16 protein-coding genes are annotated in these 22,077 nt (G+C 36.9%); 2 read left to right on the top strand and 14 right to left on the bottom strand.

Features of this window, described 5'->3' with window-relative positions; all coding sequences use genetic code 11:
• Nucleotides 1-74 precede the first annotated feature (74 nt).
• Nucleotides 75-605, top strand: a complete 531-nt coding sequence (xrtF, locus tag REB14_RS14120; protein WP_079240114.1) for an exosortase family protein XrtF — start codon at nucleotides 75-77, stop codon at nucleotides 603-605.
• On the top strand, nucleotides 592-1,029 hold the full coding sequence (locus tag REB14_RS14125) for an exosortase F system-associated membrane protein (protein WP_309522474.1): 438 nt from the start codon (nucleotides 592-594) through the stop codon (nucleotides 1,027-1,029). The genes xrtF and REB14_RS14125 overlap by 14 nt, the downstream gene beginning before the upstream one ends.
• 21 nt (nucleotides 1,030-1,050) lie before the next feature.
• On the opposite strand, the gene REB14_RS14130 is transcribed toward REB14_RS14125, so the two are convergent.
• From REB14_RS14130 to REB14_RS14195, 14 genes are all read right to left on the bottom strand, one after another.
• Nucleotides 1,051-2,058 carry a cation diffusion facilitator family transporter gene (locus REB14_RS14130; protein ID WP_079240116.1) on the bottom strand — a complete coding sequence of 336 codons (1,008 nt, stop codon included), beginning with the start codon at nucleotides 2,056-2,058 and terminating at the stop codon, nucleotides 1,051-1,053.
• A gap of 56 nt (nucleotides 2,059-2,114) precedes the next feature.
• Nucleotides 2,115-3,107, bottom strand: a complete 993-nt coding sequence (locus REB14_RS14135) for an aspartate-semialdehyde dehydrogenase (protein WP_079240117.1) — start codon at nucleotides 3,105-3,107, stop codon at nucleotides 2,115-2,117.
• A gap of 67 nt (nucleotides 3,108-3,174) precedes the next feature.
• Nucleotides 3,175-3,606 carry a hypothetical protein gene (locus REB14_RS14140; RefSeq protein WP_034691532.1) on the bottom strand — a complete coding sequence of 144 codons (432 nt, stop codon included), beginning with the start codon at nucleotides 3,604-3,606 and terminating at the stop codon, nucleotides 3,175-3,177.
• Between the two features lie 86 nt (nucleotides 3,607-3,692).
• Nucleotides 3,693-6,281, bottom strand: coding sequence for a TonB-dependent receptor (locus REB14_RS14145; protein WP_079240118.1), 2,589 nt, complete (start codon nucleotides 6,279-6,281; stop codon nucleotides 3,693-3,695).
• Nucleotides 6,282-6,489: 208 nt separating this feature from the next.
• On the bottom strand, nucleotides 6,490-7,350 hold the full coding sequence (gene nadC / locus REB14_RS14150; RefSeq protein WP_309522475.1) for a carboxylating nicotinate-nucleotide diphosphorylase: 861 nt from the start codon (nucleotides 7,348-7,350) through the stop codon (nucleotides 6,490-6,492).
• Nucleotides 7,351-7,362: 12 nt separating this feature from the next.
• Nucleotides 7,363-8,934: an L-aspartate oxidase gene (gene nadB / locus REB14_RS14155; RefSeq protein ID WP_079240120.1), complete on the bottom strand. Its 1,572-nt coding sequence runs from the start codon at nucleotides 8,932-8,934 to the stop codon at nucleotides 7,363-7,365.
• Nucleotides 8,935-8,965: 31 nt separating this feature from the next.
• Nucleotides 8,966-9,592: an NAD(P)H-dependent oxidoreductase gene (locus REB14_RS14160; protein WP_079240121.1), complete on the bottom strand. Its 627-nt coding sequence runs from the start codon at nucleotides 9,590-9,592 to the stop codon at nucleotides 8,966-8,968.
• A 122-nt stretch (nucleotides 9,593-9,714) separates the two neighbouring features.
• Nucleotides 9,715-11,973: a T9SS type B sorting domain-containing protein gene (locus REB14_RS14165; RefSeq protein ID WP_309522476.1), complete on the bottom strand. Its 2,259-nt coding sequence runs from the start codon at nucleotides 11,971-11,973 to the stop codon at nucleotides 9,715-9,717.
• Between the two features lie 159 nt (nucleotides 11,974-12,132).
• Complete coding sequence (locus REB14_RS14170) at nucleotides 12,133-14,391, bottom strand: T9SS type B sorting domain-containing protein (RefSeq protein ID WP_309522477.1); 2,259 nt, start codon at nucleotides 14,389-14,391, stop codon at nucleotides 12,133-12,135.
• A 165-nt stretch (nucleotides 14,392-14,556) separates the two neighbouring features.
• Nucleotides 14,557-15,033: a ribonuclease HI gene (gene rnhA, locus REB14_RS14175; protein ID WP_079240124.1), complete on the bottom strand. Its 477-nt coding sequence runs from the start codon at nucleotides 15,031-15,033 to the stop codon at nucleotides 14,557-14,559.
• A gap of 59 nt (nucleotides 15,034-15,092) precedes the next feature.
• Nucleotides 15,093-16,682, bottom strand: a complete 1,590-nt coding sequence (dnaB, locus tag REB14_RS14180; RefSeq protein ID WP_079240125.1) for a replicative DNA helicase — start codon at nucleotides 16,680-16,682, stop codon at nucleotides 15,093-15,095.
• 155 nt (nucleotides 16,683-16,837) lie between these two features.
• Nucleotides 16,838-18,985, bottom strand: a complete 2,148-nt coding sequence (locus tag REB14_RS14185; protein WP_309522478.1) for a T9SS type B sorting domain-containing protein — start codon at nucleotides 18,983-18,985, stop codon at nucleotides 16,838-16,840.
• Between the two features lie 101 nt (nucleotides 18,986-19,086).
• Nucleotides 19,087-21,159 carry a T9SS type B sorting domain-containing protein gene (locus REB14_RS14190; protein ID WP_079240127.1) on the bottom strand — a complete coding sequence of 691 codons (2,073 nt, stop codon included), beginning with the start codon at nucleotides 21,157-21,159 and terminating at the stop codon, nucleotides 19,087-19,089.
• 169 nt (nucleotides 21,160-21,328) lie between these two features.
• On the bottom strand, nucleotides 21,329-21,934 hold the full coding sequence (locus REB14_RS14195; protein WP_309522479.1) for a tetratricopeptide repeat protein: 606 nt from the start codon (nucleotides 21,932-21,934) through the stop codon (nucleotides 21,329-21,331).
• Nucleotides 21,935-22,077: the final 143 nt, after the last annotated feature.

Here is a 22,077-nt window from a genome sequence, read left to right on the forward strand (position 1 = left end):
ACGGTTTGAACTCTTGTTTTTAACTTTCTTCATTCAAATTCAGGATATTACAAGCTAATTTTTATCTTTGTATTATGCTGAAAGACTTTAAACCTGTTTTGGGTATTTTATTGCGTTTTATTATTATTTATCTGGTGCTGCTTTTTGCCTATCAGTTCTATCTGAATAGTGGGAAAGACTCCGGATTGGATTCTTTTTCAAGGATGATTGCCAATCAGGTAACGTCTCTTCAGAATGCGATAGGTTACCCCACAGAACTTTATGACGATGTAAAGAACGAACAGGTTTGGTTTTATGTTAAACAGAATTATGTGACGAGAATGGTAGAGGGCTGTAATGCGATTTCTGTTATCATTTTATTTGTGTCTTTTGTTTTTGCTTTTTATAAAGGAACGAAAACTTTTGTTTTTGTGGGAGCAGGATTAGTATTATTGTACGTTATCAATCTTTTAAGAATTGTAGGATTGAATATTGTGATGTCAGATCATAAAGAATACGGAAAGATGTTTCACGATTTTATTTTTCCTGCCATTATTTATGGAAGTGTGGTTGTCCTTTGGCTGATCTGGATTAAATTTTTTGCCTTAAAACATGAAAATTCTTAGCTGGTTTCTGGTTCTCGCAGGTATATGCGGATTGATTGGGGTAAGAGCTCTAGAAGGAACTCTTTTTTATGACCCTTTTTTAGATTACTTTCACGAAGCCAATAAACATATTGAGTTCCCTGTCTTTGAGTGGGGAAAACTGATTACAGGATATGTGTTCAGATTTATTTTAAATCTTCTTTTTTCCTGCCTGATTATTTATGGTTTATTTAAAAATAAAGAATGGACTTTGCAGGGAGCTGTAATGATGATTGTCGTTTTTGCCATTACATTCCCGATTTACCTGTACTGTATTCACAGCAAATTTGAAATAGGATATCTTTTTTCTTTTTATATGAGAAGATTCGTAATTCAGCCTTTGATTATCCTTTTGATTGTTCCGATGTTCTATTATCGAAAACAGGTGGCTCTTAAATCAAATTGATAAAACCAAAACTGAATTTCCTTACTCATCTTCAGAGATGGTATGTTTATCTACACTTGTAACATTTTCTGGGGTCCATTCTACCCGTTTGATAAAGCTTTTTTCGCGAACAGGACATTCTTTGATCTGGCAGATTGAACATGAAATTGGTTTACAGTCATCCATATGAAAATTGAACTCAATAGTACGTTTAATATTTTTAGCAAGAAGGATGATTACCTTTTCCATTTCTCCGTGGGCATCACGCAGATCATAATACCATGGAAGGGTAATATGGGCATCAATATGCAGGGAAGATCCGAATTGTTGAATTTTCATATTGTGTACATCAATCCATTCTATTTGTCTGTTTTCTTCAAGGATTTTAATCACCTGATTTAGTATTTCAGGATCCTGCTCGTCCATAATGCCGCTCAGAGATTTTCGAACGATTTTATAGCCTACAAATATGATATAAAGCCCAAAGCTTAATGCTACTACTGAATCCAGCCAATAAATTTTGGTGAAGTAAACAATAATTAAACTGGCAACCACGCCAAGGGTTGTAATGGTATCCGACTGAAGATGTTTACCGGATGAAATAAGAACAAGAGAGTTTTCTCTTTCTCCTTTTTTAATAGAAATATATCCCAGCAAATAATTAATAACTGCAGTGGCAGCAATAATCCATATCCCAAGATCAATTTTACTCAGTGTTTTTCCTACAATAAGACTGTGAATTCCTTCGTAGATAATCATAACACCGGCTATGGCAATCAAAGCTCCTTCAATTCCGGAAGTCACGAATTCTACTTTCCCATGGCCATACGGATGGTCATCATCTTTAGGTTTGGCCGCAAGATGAAGAGAATAAAGTCCCATGAATGCACTGATGACATTAACGATACTTTCCATAGCATCAGAAAATACAGCATCAGAATTGGTAAGCTTCCATGCAATAATTTTTCCGACAAAAAGGATGATTCCAAATGTGGCAATAAGCTTCTGGAATCCTATTTTCTCTTTATGGGTATTTTTCTGGGTATTCATACTGTGTTTGATAAAAAAAAGAATCTCAATTCTGAGACTCTTTTTATTTTGTTAGTTTATACTAAGTTGTTTGCTACAAGGTATTCTGCAATTTGTACAGCGTTTGTTGCTGCTCCTTTCCTCAGATTGTCTGCAACGATCCAGAGGTTGAGTGTTTTGGGCTGCGAAAGGTCTCTTCTGATTCTTCCCACAAAGACCTCATCTTTTCCTTCTGAATACAGAGGCATCGGGTAGTGGTTGTTTTTTACATCATCCATTACAATGACTCCCGGAGTTTCAGCTAAGATTTTTCTTACTTCATCCAGTTCAAATTCATTTTCGAATTCAATATTTACACTTTCAGAATGTCCTCCCTGAACCGGAACTCTTACAGCAGTTGCTGTTAAGTTAAAGGTATCGTCTCCTAAAATCTTCTTAGGTTCCTTCATCAGTTTGATCTCTTCTTTGGTGTAGTCATCTTCTGCAAACACATCACAGTGTGGTAATGCATTTTTGAAAATCTGATAAGGATACACTTTTTCAGTAGAATCATCTCCGCTGATTTCACCATTTAGCTGGTCTACAGCAGCTTTACCTGTTCCTGTTACAGACTGGTAAGTAGAAACAATTACTCTTTTTAAATCATATTTTTTGTTCAAAGGTCCAAGAACCATGACCAACTGAATGGTAGAACAATTCGGATTTGCAATGATTTTATCTTCTTTTGTTAGGACATCAGCATTGATTTCCGGAACAACTAATTTTTTATCAGGATCCATTCTCCATGCAGAAGAATTGTCAATTACTGTTGTTCCTGCTTCTGCAAATAAAGGAGCAAATTCAAGAGAAGTAGAACCACCTGCAGAGAAGATTGCAATATCCGGTTTGGCAGCTATAGCGTCCTTCATGCTTACGATGGTAAATTCCTTCTGTTTATACTTCACCTTCTTGCCTACAGATCTTTCGGATGCTACCGGGATTAATTCTGTTACAGGGAAGTTTCTCTCCTCCAAAACTTTAAGCATAACTTGTCCAACCATTCCTGTTGAACCTACTACAGCTACTTTCATTGATTTAATTAAAAATTTAAGATTAAACTATTTATAAATTATAACGCATATAATTTCTTTGTCTGTTTTAAGCCCCGAAGACTCTTGTCCAAGGGAATGCAAATGCAAATAAACCTACTGCAATCAGTCCCATAATTACTACTCCTAAAGAAATAGTATCATTGGATTTTACTTTTTTGTTGACAATGGTCATCAAAACTGCAGCAATAAGCATAGAGAATGGATGTTCAACATATTGGAATCTTAATGCTGCATTTTTCATTACTTCTCCCATGTTTAAACCTTTGCTGAAAGTGGTGATCAGCATAATGATCCCTAATAAAAACTGAACGTGGAAGAAAATCATTGTGAAAAGAGTTGTTTTCTTCAAAAATTTGTTCACTTTTCCACTGAAACCGAACATGGTAGCTAAAAGTGCAATGACAAATAATGTTACCAAAAGAATTTCAAGATACCCGAAACCTTTATGGGCATTAAGTAAAATGTTGTAAAAATCCATAATCCTATTTTTTTGTACACAAAGATAACAAAAATCCCGGCTCAAAGCCGGGATTGATATTTATAAAATCTAATATTGTGATATTATTAGAAGTTGAATGATAATGTAGTAGACCAAGTTCTCCCGAATCCGAAGAATACTCTGTTTGAAGGATCAAGTCCTTTGTACAATGTAGCCTGGTAAGCATCATATTTCTGTTGAGCAGTTGTTGTAACTCCACCAGTTGTAGTGGTAGTAAAGTCACCAAGCTCTTTAGTTTTGATGTTTGTAGCACCATCTTGAATATAAGTAGTATCAAACAAGTTGTATACGTTTACACCAAGAGTAAAATATTGGCTTGGATTTTTCAATTTAATCTTATAAGATGCACCTATGTTGAATAAATTAAAGTCAGGTAATTTTAAAGCTTCGTTTCCTGGTTTAATGAAGTCATTCATATTCATTGCTGAATAAATTCTTCCTACATATTGCCAGTTACCATAGATTCTAAGATCTGTAACCGGAGTTACTGTAAATCCTAATGAAGATGTGGTCTGTGGAACACTGTTATTGGTTCCTCCTACATTTACTTTATCTAAATAAAGAGTAGAAGTGTTAGATCCGTCTGTTAGGATAGGAGTGTTATCATCCTGGAAGTTTGATCCTGTTGCATTTCCTTTGTATTTGTAATCTCCCCAAGAGAACATACCTTGAAGTTCTAAGAATCTGTTTACTCTATAAGTAGCTTCAGCTTCAACTCCTTGGTGAAGTTGAGTAATTCCACTGATTTCAGAATATCCTCTGATACCATTTCCAAAGTCTACACCTCCTCTTCTGAACCATCTGTCTTTCCACTCAGTTCTATATAAGTTAACTTTTGCATTAAAGTTAGCTGTTTTGAATCCATAACCTAATTCAACAGAGAAGATTTTCTCATTAGTTAAGTTAGGGTTTACAACCTGTTGGTTACTTGGATATACTGCGCTCATCAAAGGTTGTTTGCTATAATAACCGATATTAGCGAAAACGTTGTTACTAGCATCGATGTTGTAGTTAGCTCCCCCCTTAATGTTATAACCAAAAAGGTTTTTGAATCCGGTTTTTCTTTCTACAGCCTGACCTTGTTGAATAGTTCCTGGTTTTGTAAAGTCATCAATTCTCTGATACCCTTGGTTTGAAACGGAACCTTGTGCATATACTGTTAGTTTTTCAGTAGAATATTCTACTTGCCCAAAACCACTGTACCACAATACTTCACCATCATTACTGAATGCTACTCTGTCTTCCATTGGTGCATTAGATCCACCGAAAGGATTCCAGTTTAGTTTTTGATAATCGTAAGTATTACGAACAATATTATTTGTAGCTAAATTTTTATTTGTGTTATCTGAATAACCAGAAGCTCCATAAAGATCAGAAAGTACTTGGTAGTGATATCCGTAGTAGTATCTGTCATCAGTACCGATAGAGAAGTTCCAGTTATCGTTAATTTTGTGTTGGAAGTTCATCAAAATTCCGTACCAGTTGTGAGAGTTTACACTTGAGCTACGTACTAAAGTGTTTCCTGATACACCTATAGTTGGAGTTACAGCTGCATTGGCTGCAAAAATTGTATTATAATTGTAGTGTCCTTCTGCATCAATGAAACTTGGATCTGTAATAGACTTGTTTCCAACTCTACCTAGGTTTCTTGCTCCACCACCACGTCCGTTTGACATGTAAGCAACGGTACTTAAAGTTGATTTATCACTGATCGTCCAATCCCAGTTCAACATCATTACAGGCTTAGAATAATAGTTCATAGCATTGGCTATGTTTGTTCTTCTTCCATCTGCTGATGTATAATATCCATAATCAGAGTTGTATTGTCTGTATGGTGTACCATCATTATCCGGGTTGTATTTGATATAGTTCCCAATAGTTGGAGCCCAAGATCTCTGATCGTGCCACTGTGGGGAAGAAGTTATCATAAACTGTAAGTTATGCTTCGCGCTTGGCTGGTAACCTAAAGCAAAGAAATAAGTATATGATTCGTAATCTGTATTTTGTACATAGGTTCCTCCTGCTTGTCTGGCCATCAAGAATGATGCAGCCCAACCATTTTCAGATTTTCCGGTATTGTAAGCAAAAGATGTTTTTAAGAAATCGTTATTACCAATACCTAATCTAACTGCTCCACCTTGTTTCATATCAGCAGAACGGGTAATGAAGTTCATTGTTCCTCCTACAGAAGCAATTGCTAATTTAGAAGATCCAAGACCTCTTTGTACCTGCATAGTGCTGGTAACGTCAGATAACCCCGTCCAGTTAGACATATATACGGTACCACTTTCCATATCGTTAACTGGCATACCGTTTACCATTACTGCAATGTTTCTGGATTCAAACCCTCGCATTGTAAGCTGTGAATCTCCAAAACCACCACCACCTTTTGTAGCATATACAGATGGTGTTGTATTTAACATTTCTACAAGCTCTTGGTTACCTTGTCTTTCAAGGATCTGAGCTGCTTTGATTGTAGAAACTGCTACTGGTGTTTTTCTATCTTTAGCGATATCTGTAACACCTTTAAGGATTACCTCTTCAATATCTTTAGACTTAGCTTTCGCTGTATCCTGAACTTGTTGAGCGTAATAAACACTAGCTGTAGATAATGTAATAACCGCAGTTAGTATCGATTTGTTGATTAATTTCATAATCGTTAGTAATAATTAGATTTAATTTTCTGCAAAATTCGCAAAATAAAATTTAACTATTATTAACTCAATGTTAATTTTTAATCAGTCTTAATAATGTTAAAGCGTTAAAAATCAATATTATGGCTAAAAATTGAATTTTTGTATGAAAAAAGTCATGTTATTGAATTTTTAACAAAGTGGTGGTGTTTTTGTTAAAAATTCAACGCTATTTCACTGCTTTGAGACTCAGATCTATATTCTCAGCAGAGTGTGTAAGGGCTCCTACAGAGATATAAGTAACGCCTGTGGAGGCAATTTCTTTTAACATATCGCGGGTAATTCCACCTGAAGCTTCAGATTCACAAGAACCGTTAATCATCTTTACAGCTTGTTTCATAGTTTTTACATCCATATTATCAAGCATGATTCTGTCAACTTTTGCATTGATGGCTTCCTGAACTTCTTCAAGGTTTCTGGTTTCAACCTCTATTTTCAACTTTTTCTTATTCTTTTTAACGTAATCCTTTGCCATTGCTACTGCATTGGTAATGCTTCCGTTGTAATCAATATGATTATCCTTCAGCATGATCATGTCATAAAGGCCATACCTGTGATTGGTTCCTCCGCCGATAGCTACCGCCCATTTTTCACACATTCTGAAATTGGGAGTTGTTTTTCTTGTATCTAAAAGTTTAGTTTTTGTCCCTACTAATCTTGAGTCCCACTCATGAGTAAGGGTTGCAATGCCACTCATTCTCTGCATACAGTTAAGAACAAATCTCTCTGTGGAAAGGATAGATCTTGCGCTTCCTGTAACAATAAGAGCTACATCTCCAAATTTACATGGAGTTCCATCTTTAATGAAAATCTCTACTTTTAAATTCTTGTCAAATGTTTTAAAAATGATTTCAGCCAGCTCAACACCTGCAAGAATACAATCCTGTTTTACCAAAAGCTTGGCACTTTGCACAAGATCCTGTGGAATAGTAGAAAGAGTAGAATGGTCACCGTCCTGAATATCTTCTTCAAGCGCACTTTTTATGAATGCTTTTAATGCTTTATCTGTAACGTATGCTGGTCTTTTCATTATATTATGCTTTTAAGCTAAATCTTTATTATAAAATGCTCCCTTATTCTCTGTCATTTCCATGGATTGGGTAATGATGAGGTGTGCAACGGTTGTTAAGTTTCTTAATTCTGACAACTGTGGAGATAAGATAGAGTAGTGGTATATTTCATCTACTGCAGCTGCAATTTCCTGGTGTTTTTGCAGTGCCATATTCAGACGTCTGTTGCTTCTTACAATACCTACAAGATCGCTCATCATTTCCTGAAGTTGTTTTCTCAGATAACTGACGATAACCATTTCGTCCATGATTTTCATTCCTTCTTCATTCCATTCCGGAACGGCTTTCAGATCATCAAAGTTGAAATTGTTTTCATTAAGAAGGTCTACCGTTTTCATGGCTGCATTGTGCCCGAAAACCAGGCCTTCAAGAAGTGAGTTTGAAGCAAGTCTGTTGGCGCCATGCAGTCCTGAGTTGGTACATTCTCCTACTGCAAAAAGATTTCTGATGGAAGACTGTCCGTCTCTGTCTACTTCAATTCCACCCATGAGATAGTGGCAGGCAGGTACAACAGGAATCAATTGAGTGAAAGGATCAATTCCTTCGTCTTTACATTTTTTATAAATATTCGGGAAATGTTCTAAGAATTTTTCATGGTTCATTTCTTTACAATCTAAACCGACAAATTCGTCTCCTGTAATTTTCATTTCGGCATCGATGGCTCTTGCAACAATGTCTCTTGAGGCTAATTCTTCACGTTCATCATATTTATGCATGAATTTTTCACCTCTTTTGGTTCTTAATTTTGCTCCATCTCCACGAACGGCTTCTGAAATTAAAAACAACATTCCATCCATTTTGCTGTATAAAGCTGTCGGGTGGAATTGGTAATATTGCATATTGGAAACGTTTCCTTTAGCACGGGCTACGAAAGCAATTCCGTCTCCGGTAGCAATAGTAGGATTGGTCGTATTTTTATAAACGTGTCCGGCTCCCCCGGTGGCAGCCAGTGTTATTTTAGAAGTTATTTTTTTGATTGTTTTGGATTTCTCATCCAGAATATAAGCCCCGTAGCAGTGGATGTCTCCTTCATTGAGTTCTTTTCCCGGAACGTGGTGCTGTGTGATGATATCAATCACATAATGATGATCAAGAATTTCGATATTCGGGCTGTTATTGGCTGTTTGCAATAAAGCTCTTTCGATTTCAAAACCTGTGATATCTTTATGATGGACGATTCTGTTTTCGGTATGACCTCCTTCTCTTCCTAAAGCGAATTTACCATTCTTCATATCAAACTGTGCTCCCCATTCTACAATTTCATTGAATCTTGCGGGAGCTTCCCTTACTACCATTTCTACGACATCGCGTTTGTTTTCTCCGTCCCCGGCACGCATCGTATCGTCGATATGTTTTTGGAAATTATCATTTTGAAAATCTGTAACAACAGCCAGACCGCCTTGAGCGTATTTTGTGTTGCTTTCGTCTTCATCAGATTTTGTTACAATAATGATTTTGGCATCAGGGAGCTGTTCAGAAACTTTAATGGCATAGGAAAGTCCGGAAATGCCGGAACCGATTACTAATACATCCGCTTTTATCATATGCTGGCTTTAGGTACAATCGTTTAAAATATTAAATAAATTTAAACAATTTTTCGTTTGGTTTTCTTACTTTTTTCATGTGTTGGAAATGATCTTCTTCAGAACGGTAGCCTAAAGCGAGGGTAACAGTTACTTTTTCTGTTTCAGGATCGATATTCAGAATTTCTTCTATAAGATTCTGACGGAAGCCTTCCATCGGGCAGGAGTCTATATTTTCAATAGCGGCGGCATACATAAGATTAGCCAATACTATATAAGACTGTTTTTCTGCCCAGTTGAAAATTTCATCGTGTGTTTTCTGGTTAATATGCTGATTAATGCTGTTTCTGAAAGGATCCAGTGTTTCCATAGGAGTATCTCTTACTTCAGAAATATGATTAAAATAACCTCGGATGTAGTTCTCTTCTATCACTTTTTTTGAAATAATAACAATAAGATGAGAACAGGTGGAAATCTGTGATGGATTATAAAAAGCAGGAATTAATTTCTGTTTCATCTTCTCACTTTCAACAACCACAATTTTATAAGGCTGAAGCCCCAGCGAACTGGCAGACAGCTTTCCTGACTCAAGAATGTTGTGAAGAGTTTCCTGAGGAATAATCTGATGATTGAATTTTTTTACAGAATATCTTCTGCTTAAAGCTTCCAAATAATTCATACGACAAATTTAAGAATTGAATATGAATAAAGAGTCTTTAAAATGAAATATCTCCTGCCTGTTCATACAAAAAAATCACCCCGACCGGCGGGGTGATTCTTTTGATGTGGTGGAAAGTGTAATTATTCTCTGTTTTTTACAACAATCCAGCCTGAGAATTTTATCGGAGTACTGTTTTTATTATTTTCATTCCATGAAACAGAATACCAATAGTTTCCTGTAGGGACTTTTTTATGTCCATTGGTGGTTCCTGCCCATTTGTAGCCATTGGTTTTATCTGCCTGGAACATTTTATAACCATATCTGTCGAAGATGGCAATTTCCAGATTTTGTTTATTGGCTAATGCAGAGTAATCAACAAAATCATTAATTCCGTCATCATTAGGAGTAATTATATTGATCAGGTTAGGTACTGTAATATTGACTTCAACAGGAACGCAATTATAACCATCTCTTACATATACTTTAGCTTCTCCTCTAGTAATATTGGTGAACACATTGGAGTCCTGCCAGTTGATATTATCCATAGAGTATTGATAAGGAGGAGTTCCACCGTTAGCGTATACCGTTACGGTACTTCCTGAAATGTCAACCGTGGTAATAACAGGATTGTCAGAAGGATATACTGTTACTTTTTGTGTTGCAATACAATCTCCGGTTTTCAGTTTTACCCAGTAAGTACCTACTCCTACATTCTTGATGGATTGTGTGGTTGCTCCTGTGCTCCATTCATAGCTTTTGAATCCTGCTCCCGCATCTAATGTTGTGGTGTTTTCAATACAAATTGTCTTGTTAAGTAAAGTTCTTGAATAAACGGGAGGTATTACAGTTAATGTAACTTTAGCAATAGAATAGCATCCATTTCCATTAAAAACTTTAATATAAACAACTCCATTAGGAGCAATGTATGCTGCCGGAGTGGAGATGGCATTGGTTCCACTGATAGCATCTGTCAACGAAGGGTAATATTCTTTTGTAAGTCCACCCTGGGAAACTACAGCTCCTGTAAGGTTAAAAGAAGCCATAGATGGGTTGGTTTCAATGAAACATGATTTGAGTTCAACGTCATTAACAACTACTACAGGGTAAATGTTCAGTGTAATTTTAGAAGTACTTACACAACCCTGAGGTGTGGTTACTTTTACATATATTGTTGCTGCCGCAGAGGCATAGGCAGAAGGATTTGTTATCTGATTCGTACCGTTATTCAGATCATATAAAGTAGGATAGAATTCTTTGGTAACTCCGGCAACAGTTGTTACAGCAGCAGTATTGAGATCAAAGGTTGCTGTTCCGGCATTGTTGTTATTGCATCCGCTAAGAGTAGCATCTGTTGCTGCAAATGGAGTAGGGTTAAGCTGAATAACACCATCACCATTATCACAAAGAGTAGAAGTAGGATCTTTTACCACCACCTTAATCGTTGTATTTCCGGAATATTGGAAACTTGTAGGATTGGCGATAGGAGTAGAACTTCCCAATACATAATAAGTGAAAATATAATTTCCAGGATTATTTACAAATTGAGAATTATAAGAAGTAAGGTCTACCGTACCATTTCCGGTAGCTGGATTTGTACAAACGAATGGAGTTATGGTATTACTTAAAATAGGAACTTTATCTACATATACTTTAACATCTTTAATAGAATGTCTTGCACTGGCTCCTCCGGTTGCTGCAGAGAAACCAAAATACCCCTGTGACATTCCTACAGCTCCTCCGGAAGGTGCAAAAGACTGATCTACGATAAGCACTCCGTTTATTCTTACTTTGATAATCCAGTTTGTAGGGTTGGTAAGGTCTGTTTCTCCGTTTACTTCAACGTGTCTGTAGGTATCTCCTACAAACGGCTGGGTAGCAATAAGGTCTGGAGAATGGAATGTGCTTCCCGGAGTAGTGTTGAATTCGATATTGTTACCTGCAGTATTATTAGTGCCATAAAGAATATGTACTTTACTCATCTGGCCTTCAGTGGTATTGTTGAAAATATCAAAACCAACCATGAGCCCAGAAGCATTGGCTGGAATACCGAGTCCTCCTCCTGATACAAATCCTGTTGGCGGATTGGCAAGATACCAGAAGGTAAAGCCGTCCCCTTTTCCAAATTGTGTGGTTCCGTTTCCGTCAATTCTGAAATCGAATTCTACTTTCCATTTATCACAGTAGCTTAAAGTAATAGGTGTTGATAATTTTACAGCCCCGTATCTGCTGGTCTGGTCTGTGGTAAGCCTTACAAAGTCTCCGCTTACTATAGCATCAGAGACAAGATCCCAGCCCGTTGTATTAACAGGGTTTCCGGTAAGTTGGTATGTTTGTGAAAATAATCTTCCCGGCAAGCATAATAAGATAGTCAGTAAAAAAATGAGTATATCTTTTTTCATAGTGGATGGATTGTGATGTTATACTTAATCTTAGAAATAAAATTGTTTTTTATGTTTAAATGGTGATAAAAAGCAATACCTGGTTCCAATCTTTGAGGAAGCAGATTCTGCTTTTAATACCGAAACTACCCCAAATGAGGTAGTTTCTGATAGTAAAATTTATTCTCTGTTTTTAACCAATACCCAGCCTGAGTATTTGGTTTCAGTATTGTCTTTGTTGTTTTCGTTCCATGAAATGGTGTACCAGTAAGTTCCTGTAAGAACTTTTTTACCAGAAGCTGTTCCGTCCCATGTAAAGTTTCTCATTTTTCCGGCTTCGTACAGTTTGTTACCATATCTGTCGTAGACAATGAATATCAGGTTTTTCTTGTAAGCAAGTGCTGAATAATCAATGAAATCATTTACGTTGTCGCCGTTTGGAGTGATAGCGTTAATCAGGTTAGGAACGGTAATCTGAACTTCAACAGGTGTACAATTGTAAAAATCTTTTACATACACTCTTACTTCGCCTCTTGCTAAACCTGTGAATATATTGCCAGGCTGCCAGTTCATTCCATCCAGAGAAAACTGATACGGAGGAGTTCCATCTGCTACATTTACAGTGATGGTGTTGTTGTCAATATCAATGCTGGAAATCACAGGATTTGCAGATGCTTTTACATTGACAGTCTGTGTAGTGATGCAATTGCCGGTTTTCAATTTTACCCAATAAGGACCTACTCCTACATCTTTAATAGATGAGGTAGTTGCTCCGGTGCTCCATTCATATCCGTCAAATCCTGGTCCTGCATCCAGATCTGTTTTTTCACCAATACAAATGATCTTGTCTTTCAGAACAGAAGAGGTTACCGGAGGTAATACAATAAGGTTGATTTTAGCAATATTAAAACATCCGTTGGCATCCGTTACTTTTGCATACACTGCGGTACTTGTAGATAAATACTGAAGCGGATTCATAATTTCATTGATTCCGTCTAATGCATTAGCGATGGATGTGTAGTATTTTTTTGCAGCGCCTGCCCCTAAAGTAGTAACATCTGCAGTTGTCAAATTAAAGATGGCGCTTGTAATATTATTTTCAATGAAACATGATCTTAGAGTAGCTTCTTTCACAGGAGTGTCCGGATAAAATGCAAGGGTAATTTTTGCTGAGCCTGTACATCCCTGAGGGGTTGTTACTTTTACATAAACAACTCCGGGAGCAGATAGGTAATTGTCAGGATTTTGAATCTCATTCGTATCGGCATTGAGGTCTGCCAGCGTTTTATAATATTTTTTTGTAACCCCAGGAACATTGGTTACAGCTGCTGTATTCAGATTGAAAGCTGCTGTTCCTGCTTTGTTATTATTACATACTGTGATGGTTTTGTCTTCCGCTTTGAAAGGGGCCAGAACCAATAAAATTTTACCATCCGGGTTATCACACAGTAGTCCTGCATTATCTTTAATAACAACTGTTACTGTTGAGTTGGCATTGAACTGATAATTGGTAGGATTCGCAATAGGTGTAGAGCTTCCAAATGGATAATAGGTAAATGTATAATTGGAAGGGTTGTTTACAAATTGTGAATTGAAAGTAGTCAGGTTTACAGATCCGTATCCGGTTGTAGGATTAGGACAGAATGACTGTGTTGCTGAATTCTGTAAAATAGGAACTTTATCCGTATAAATTTTTACATTTTTAATGGAATGTCTGGATCTTGCACCTCCTGTAGAAGCTGAAAAACCAAAATATCCTACAGTCATTGCTGCAGCAGCACCTGAAGGCGCAAAAGACTGATTGCAAATTACATTACCGTCTATTGTTATTTTTATAATCCAGCTGGTAGGAGCTGTAGGATCTACCTGCGCCGTTACTTCAACGTGTTTAAAAGTTGTTCCCTGAAAAGGCTGTGTAGTATTCAGGTCCGGGGAGTGGAAAGAACTTCCGGGAACATTAAAAAATTCGACATTATTGTTGTCAGTGGTATTTTGAACCAGTCCATAACCAACATGTACCTTACTCATGGTAGCAGTTGTGGTATTGTTGTAAGTGTCAAGTCCTACAACAAGTCCTACGGCATTTTGAGACACTCCAAGTCCTGAGCCTAATACGCTGGCTACCGGAGGGTTGGCGAGATACCAGAAGGCGATTCCATCTCCATTGGAGGTTTGGTTGGAATCCATTCTGAAATCAAATTCCACTCTCCATTTATCACAATATTTTAAGTTAATAGGATCATTCAGCCTGATGGAACCGGATTGGTTATTGGTATCCGGGGTCAGCTGAATAAAATCTGTGTTTACCTGAGTAGGTGAAACCATGGTCCATCCGGTAGTGTTCACTGGGTTTCCGATAAGCTGATAAGTCTGAGCGAAGGACTTCCCAGCTATACAGAGTAAAAAAACAGATAAATACAATAATAGATTTTTATTCATTTATAATGGGACTTAGATTAATATGTAAAGATATTAAATCCCAATTAAATAATATGTATTTAATGTTAATCTTGCTTAAATTTTAATAATATTTTAAAAAAATCCTGCTTATTATGATATAATGGTGAATATTGTAGAAGTGATTCCTTATTTATATTAATTAAATTAAAATAAGGAATTGTTATCCAAACCCTCAAAATAAGTATCAATTTCAAGATCTGGAGAACTGGCTGCTGCTACGGCTAATTTGTCGCAAAGTTCGTTTTCAAAATGTCCGGCATGGCCTTTTACCCAATGCATTTTTGGGTTGTGTTTGTTGTAGAGTTCAATGAATTTTTTCCAGAGATCAGGGTTTTTTACATTTTTCCAACCTCTCTTGATCCATCCGGTAATCCAGTTTTGGTTGATGGCGTCAGATACATATTTACTGTCGGTATACACATGGATGTCATTTTCTGTAGATTTCAGTTTTTCCAATGCAGTGATGACAGCCAGAAGCTCCATTCTGTTGTTGGTGGTTTTTCGAAAACCTTTTGAAAATGTTTTCTGGTAATTTTTTTCAGGAACGCGCATAAGAATTCCATATCCGCCTTTTCCCGGGTTTCCGCTGCAAGCTCCGTCCGTATAAATTTCGATTCTCAAATCTGCTTTTTAATAATTGATGTATTGACTATAAAATTGAACTGAATTTTAGCCTTTGTTTAAAAGGGGAAGTCATCATCGTCGTCAAAGTCATTCATTGAAGATCCTGAAAGTTTTGAACTGTCCGGAAGATCAAATGCTGCTCCTGGCTGAATTGTTGTTTTGATCTTGTCAAATCCGCTAGGTTCTCCGAAGTTGGAAGGATATCCTCCTCCAGCACCACCGTCAAGTGCCGCTTCAATATCACCGAATTTTGCAAAATGTTTCAGGAATGATAATCTTACATCTGCCGTAGCACCATTTCTGTGTTTTGCAATAATCAGTTCGGCCTGGTTTTCTGTAGAAGTTTCCTGTCCTTCCTCATCATTATCCCAAACCGTAATTTTATAATACTCCGGTCTGAAGATGAAAGATACGATATCCGCATCCTGCTCAATTGCTCCGGATTCCCTCAGATCTGAAAGCTGAGGTCTTTTTCCAGGTCGGGCTTCCACACTTCTTGAAAGCTGAGACAGGGCAATTACCGGTACGTTAAGTTCTTTTGCAATGGCTTTTAATGAACGTGAAATCATGGAAATCTCCTGTTCACGGTTTCCAACTCCTTTTCCACCGCTGCTTCCTGCGGTCATCAGCTGAAGGTAGTCAACCATGATAATTCTTACCCCATGCTGCATTACCAGTCTTCGGCATTTTGCACGGAAGTCGAATATGGAAAGGGAAGGGGTTTCGTCAATATATAAAGGAGCGTTTTCCAATTCGGATACATTGGAGAATAGTCTTTGCCATTCTTCATCATCCAGGGTTCCTTTTCTTAGTTTTTCTGATGAGATTCTTGTTTCGGAAGCAATCATTCTGGTGATCAGCTGTACCGAGGCCATCTCGAGAGAGAATAATGCCATAGGAACTTTATGTCCCACTGCAATATTTCTTGCCATGGAAAGAAGAAATGCCGTTTTTCCCATCGCGGGACGGGCTGCAATAATAATAAGGTCAGAATTCTGCCATCCACCGGTTTCCTTATCCACATCTCTGAATCCTGAAGGAACTCCGGAAAGGCCCTCTTTATCTTTTAAAGATTTAATGGTATCAATAGCCTGCTTTACCAATGAATTGGCAGTATCGAATCCTTTCTTAATGGTTCCGTTGGTGATCTCAAAGAAGGATTGTTCTGCTTTATCCAGAAGTTCAAAAACATCTGTTGATTCCTTGTAGGAAGAATCAATAACATTAGCAGAAACATTAATAAGGCTTCTTAAAATATACTTTTCAAGAATAACACGTACGTGATATTCGATATGGGCAGATGAGCTTACTCCCATTGTAAGATCAATGATGTAATGATCACCACCTGCCTGACTCAGTTTGTCTTCCTTTTTTAAATTCTGAATAATCGTCATTAAGTCTACCGGGTGGTTGCCTTCATACAATTTTAGGATAGTAGAAAAGATGACCTGATGTCTGGGATCATAAAATACCTCTGGGGTAAGAAGGTCAATGGAATGGTCAAGACCTTTTTTGTCAATCAAAAAAGTCCCGATAACCAATCTTTCAAAATCCACTGCATTGGGAGGCATTTTTCCATCCGCAATAGACAATTCTTTTGCAAAGTTTCCGTGTGTCAGGGATGATAATGTTTCTTTCTGCGCCATGGTGCAAAGATAGTTTATTTAAAAAATAATAAAAAAATAGTATTCAACAAATTATTAGCAGTCTTTCGTAAAATGCTGTAAACAGGAGGTTGGACTTGTTGATAAAAAAAATCACCTCAGTCTGAGGTGATTTTCAAAAAGATGAAGTAAAAAACTTATTCTTTATTTTTTACCAATACCCATCCTGAATATTTGGTTTCGGTATTGTCTTTATTGTTTTCGTTCCACGAAATCGTGTACCAGTAAGTTCCGGTTAGGATTTTCTTACCAAAGGCTGTTCCGTCCCAAGTGAAGTTATTCATTTTGTTAGCTTCATGAAGTTTGTTTCCATATCTGTCATATACAATGAAGATAAGGTTTTTCTTGTAGGCTAATGCTGAGTAATCAATAACATCATTTACGTTATCTCCATTCGGAGTAATCGCGTTGATAAGATTAGGCACAGTAACTGTTACCTGAATAGGAGTACAGTTGTAAGTATCTTTTACATATATCGTATTCTCTCCTCTAGGAAGTCCTGTGAATACGTTGGAGTCCTGCCAGTTAACACCGTCAATAGAATATTTGTAAGGGGGAACTCCTCCTGAAGCTGTTACTGTGATATTGTTGTTGGTAATTTCGATTCCTGAAACCACTGGCTGAAGGCTTGGATGTACACGTACTTCCTGAAGTGTGAAACATTTTCCGGTCTGAAGTTTTACCCAATACACACCAACTCCTACGTTGTTGATAGATTGTGTAGTTTCACCCGTACTCCATTCGTAGCTTACAAATCCAGGTCCTGCATCCAAAGAGGTTTTAGCTTCAGCACAAATTGTTTTATCTTTTAATACTGCTGATTTTACCGGAGGCAATACAATCAGTTCTATTTTAGCAATTGAATAACACTGTTTGTCATTATCTACTCTTGCATATACTGTTTTGCTTTCTGAAAGATAGTTTAATGCTGCTACAATAGGGTTTGTCTGTGCTTTGGCATCAGTTATAGTTGTATAATATTTAATGATAGTTCCGGTAGGTGTTGGAACAGCTACTCCGATATCTGCCTTGGAAAGATCAAATGTTGAACGGGTAACGTCATTATCAATATAACAGTTTTGAAGTACAGCATCTTTCAGTACCACCGTTGGATAAAATAATAGTCTGATCGTCGTGGTTGCAATACAACCAAAATTAGAAACTACTTTTACATATACAGTTGATTCAGCAGAAATGTAGTTGGTAGGGTCTGTAATTTCATTAATTTCAGCATTCATATCTGCAACCGTAGCATAATATTTAATGGTTGCTCCAGTGCCTCCAAATACATTGGCTGTTGTTAAATTGTATTTTGCAGTACCAGCTCCATTATTATTACAAGAATATAATGTGGCTGTATTGGCTGAGATTCCCACATTAACAAATTTGAATTTTCCGGTTATGAAACATCCGTTGATAGGATTATCCGGATTGCTCGGGTCTTGGTATACAATTCTGTAATAATATATTGTTGTTCCGTCTACAGTGGCTACCGTAAGTGGATTCTGTCCTGTAAGGGCATCGTTGGTTGTTTTGTGATAAGTAACTTTGAAGTTAGGGCTGTTGCCATTAATAATAGCTGCAGATAACGTTGTAAAATCAAATTGGGTTGGTAACGCACAGACCATCACCTGATTAGGATCGGTAGGAGTGGCTCCAGGAATACCCGGTGCAATAAATGGATTAGGAGAAAGAATCGGATCATTAAATGCAGAACTTAAACTTGCAGTTCCTGACCATTCTAAAGAGAAACCATTAACGGATCTACTGAAGTTGTCTATAACCAGATAATAGGTTTGTCCAACTAATACATCCATATAAGGACTCCACTTTCCATTGTTCATACTCGATGTAACACCGGGAGGGTTGGTAGGAAATACTGCAGGTGGTGCAAGAGTAAGATCCAGACCTGTATCTCCTGGAGTACCGCTATAGTTACATCTTATGGGTTGTATGAAGACATGATCTGCATTTTGTAATGAAGCACAGCCGTTGGTTGTAGGCCCATACACAGCAAAATCATAATCGTCACCCTGATCGTTAGGTTTTATTTTAAATGCCAGCGTTCCTGGTGTGGATACTGTGAAAGTGTACCAAACTGTATATCTTTCATTGGTGCTGAGGCATCCTCCGTTTTGGTTAAGGATTTCTATAATATTCCCCGGGCCTGAAGGGGTATATGAGATGTCAGAATTACCACAGATGGGAATTGCTGTGACACAGTCTGACTGTGAATAGGCCATTTGCGCTATCAATAAAATAAAAAGGAGTAATATTTTTTTCATTGTTAAAACTTTTTTTGTTAAACAAACTTGAAATCAATAAATTTTTATCATTATTTGTAAAAGAAAAAGCCGCCAAAGCGGCTTTTTATATTGTGGTGTTTTTATTCTCTGTTTTTTACAACAATCCAACCTGAAAACTTGAAAGGAGTGTTTTTCTTGTCATTCTCATTCCATGTTACAGAATACCAGTAGGTACCTGTTGGAATGTTCTTGCCGCCAATTCTACCATCCCATTTGTAACCATTGGATTTGTCTCCTTGATGGATTTTTGTTCCATATCTGTCAAAGATACTCAAAATAAGATTCTGTTTATCAGCCATAGCAGAATAATCCACTACATCATTCACACCATCCCCGTTTGGAGTAATCATATTGATAAGGTTAGGAACCACTACTGCAACTTCAATTGGTTCGCAGTCATAAGCATCTTTTACGTATACTTTATAAGTTCCTCTTGCTACATTGGAGAATACATTGGAAGGCTGCCATAAAATCTTATCCATAGAATACTGATAATCCGGAGTTCCTCCAATAACATTGATTGTCAAAGTAGTATTGTTAATATCGATATTTGTTACAACCGGCTGCTCAGAAGGATAAACGGTTACCTTTTGAGTGGCAACACATTCACCTGTTTTTAATTTTACCCAGTAAACGCCTACGCCTACGTCTTTGATAGACTGTGTTGTTGCTCCTGTACTCCATTCATAGCTTTTGAATCCAGGTCCGGCATCTAAAGTGGTAGTGTCTTCTACGCAGATAATTTTATCTTTCAATACACTAGATGTTACTGGAGCAATTACTGTTAAACCAATTTTTACTACTACATAACATCCTCTGGTGTCAGATACTCTTACGTATACTAAGCCACTTGGTGCAATATAATTAGCATTTAAAATTTGGTTGGTTTCATCAATTGCGTCTGTTAGTGAAGGGAAATATTTTTTCGTGATCCCCGCCTGTGGTGTAATTACAGCAGCATTATCTAAGTTGAATAAGGCTGTAGAAGGATTGGCTTCAATAAAGCATGATCTTAATTCGGCATCTTTTGCAATGATTTGCGGATAGAACTTAAGAGTAATTTCTGCAATATCACTACATCCAAATACAGAAGTTACTTTTACATATATTTTACCTTCAGCAGAAACAAACTGATAGATATTGGTGATCTCATTGATTGAGTTGTTCAGATCATATAATGTGTAATAGTATTTTTTAGTTGCCGTTGGATCAGCAAAAACTGCAGCAGTGGTAAGGTCATATGTTGCTGTACCTGCATTGTTGTTATTACAGCTTGTTAGCGTTACATCGGTAGCGGTAATCGTACCATCTTTAAATTTAAATTTACCAGTCTGTCTACATTTATTAATAGGGCTGTTGGGGTTAGTCGGGTCAGTATAGTTGATACTATAGAAATAAATACCAACAGGAGTAACTGTTTGAGGACCTACAAGAGGGTTGTTACCTGTTAAAGCATCATTCTGACTTGTATGGTAACTAATGTTGAAGTTAGGGTTTCCATTAAGAATTCCTGCGGATAAAGACGCGAAATCAAAAGTCGCCGGATTTGAACATATTACTACTTCTCTTGGGTCAGCAGGATTAGCTCCCGGAATTCCCGGTGGGATAAATGGGTGAGGCTGTATATTCGGATCAGTGAACGGAGAAGATAAAGTAGCTGTTCCACCCCATGATAATTTGAATCCGTTAGCTGTTTCTCTGTGGTTGTTTACAATGATATAGTAAGTCTGACCAGGTAATACATCCATGTATTTTACCCATTTGTCTCCTGTTGCATCCTCACTAAGGTCAGTAGCGGTCATATTAAGACCTGTGTTTCCGCTTTGTCCGGAATAAGAACAACGTATTGGAGTTCCCAGGTTTCCGCAAGACTTGTTAGGTCCATATACTCCAAAGTCATAATCATCTCCCTGGTCGTTAGGTATAATTTCGAAAGTAAGTGTTCCTCCTGTAGCTATGGTAAAAGAATACCATACGGAATACTTTTCGTCAGAAGTTAAACATCCACCCAGGTCTTCTGCAATGTCTCCATGCCCGCCTGGTGTATATGAAATGTCAGAGTTACCGCAGACTGCCATTGCAGTGCCACAATCTGATTGTGCAAATAAAATATGTGAAAATATGATTAATAAAACAAGTAATGTTTTTTTCATGAGAATTAATTTTTAAAACAAATATTAAATGTGTTTAATTACTGAAAAATGCTGTTTTTATCTGATACAAAATAATGTTTATCAAAACATTTAATGAATTTTCAAGTTTTCGTATTAAAAAAAAACTGATCGTCCCAATTTACTCGGGAGATCATACATTTTCTTACTGTTAATTTGTTCCGATCAGCTGTTTTCCCCAATTAGGTGAGCTTGATGAGGTGTCTGATATTTCAAATTCTTTGGCTGCTTTTTGATAGAACTTTATAGCTTCTGTCTTGTTTCCTTGCTTTTCAGCTATTTCCGCTTTTAAAAAAGAAAGTCTTGGATTATTCTTTAAAGTTGTTTCCGCTTTAGCCATAAAGCCTGTAGCCGTTTTTAGTTCCTTTTGAGGGTCTGCAGCTGTTTTTATTCTTATTTTCTGAAAATGAATAAGAGCAAGAAGAAGATTGACTTCCCCATTATTCTTTTCCGAAGCAAGGGCCTGCATTGTGAGTTTTCTTGCAGATTCATTAGGCTCTCCAAGAGGGCTGTTCGGGCTGTTCTTTAAAAGAAAATTGGTTTTAAGATACAATGCTGCTGCCGCATAGTAATTAGCCTGCCATTTTTCTGAAGTTTTAGCTTGCGAAAACTTAGAAAAAAGCATATCATAGTCATTTTCTGTTTTAGCATTATTGAATTGTAAAACAGATTGTTGTAAGGTTTGGTCTGAAAAGAATTGAGCATTCATCAGAGAACCTGCCATGAGAAAGCTCAAAATTAGTAAAAGTTTAGTCATAGGGGGATATTTTATGAAGCAAATATAAAAAATTATTAACGTTAAATTAAAGATTTTGAGATATATTTAATGAAAGTAATGTATTGATTTTAAATATTGTATTTTATTATTTTGGTTAAATTATGTGGAGATCGTAAAGATAT

This window comes from Chryseobacterium metallicongregator (assembly GCF_031324065.1).
GTDB classification, from domain to species: Bacteria; Bacteroidota; Bacteroidia; order Flavobacteriales; family Weeksellaceae; genus Chryseobacterium; species Chryseobacterium metallicongregator.

Bases quoted from the DNA above. Each gene is read 5' to 3' on its own strand.
- REB14_RS14190 (WP_079240127.1), bottom strand. From the start codon at position 21,159: ATGAAAAAAACATTACTTGTTTTATTAATCATATTTTCACATATTTTA.
- REB14_RS14170 (WP_309522477.1), bottom strand. From the start codon at position 14,391: ATGAATAAAAATCTATTATTGTATTTATCTGTTTTTTTACTCTGTATA.
- REB14_RS14185 (WP_309522478.1), bottom strand. From the start codon at position 18,985: ATGAAAAAAATATTACTCCTTTTTATTTTATTGATAGCGCAAATGGCC.
- nadB (WP_079240120.1), bottom strand. From the start codon at position 8,934: ATGATAAAAGCGGATGTATTAGTAATCGGTTCCGGCATTTCCGGACTT.
- REB14_RS14130 (WP_079240116.1), bottom strand. From the start codon at position 2,058: ATGAATACCCAGAAAAATACCCATAAAGAGAAAATAGGATTCCAGAAG.
- REB14_RS14140 (WP_034691532.1), bottom strand. From the start codon at position 3,606: ATGGATTTTTACAACATTTTACTTAATGCCCATAAAGGTTTCGGGTAT.
- REB14_RS14160 (WP_079240121.1), bottom strand. From the start codon at position 9,592: ATGAATTATTTGGAAGCTTTAAGCAGAAGATATTCTGTAAAAAAATTC.
- REB14_RS14145 (WP_079240118.1), bottom strand. From the start codon at position 6,281: ATGAAATTAATCAACAAATCGATACTAACTGCGGTTATTACATTATCT.
- nadC (WP_309522475.1), bottom strand. From the start codon at position 7,350: ATGAAAAGACCAGCATACGTTACAGATAAAGCATTAAAAGCATTCATA.
- REB14_RS14195 (WP_309522479.1), bottom strand. From the start codon at position 21,934: ATGACTAAACTTTTACTAATTTTGAGCTTTCTCATGGCAGGTTCTCTG.
- REB14_RS14125 (WP_309522474.1), top strand. From the start codon at position 592: ATGAAAATTCTTAGCTGGTTTCTGGTTCTCGCAGGTATATGCGGATTG.
- xrtF (WP_079240114.1), top strand. From the start codon at position 75: ATGCTGAAAGACTTTAAACCTGTTTTGGGTATTTTATTGCGTTTTATT.
- REB14_RS14135 (WP_079240117.1), bottom strand. From the start codon at position 3,107: ATGAAAGTAGCTGTAGTAGGTTCAACAGGAATGGTTGGACAAGTTATG.
- REB14_RS14165 (WP_309522476.1), bottom strand. From the start codon at position 11,973: ATGAAAAAAGATATACTCATTTTTTTACTGACTATCTTATTATGCTTG.
- dnaB (WP_079240125.1), bottom strand. From the start codon at position 16,682: ATGGCGCAGAAAGAAACATTATCATCCCTGACACACGGAAACTTTGCA.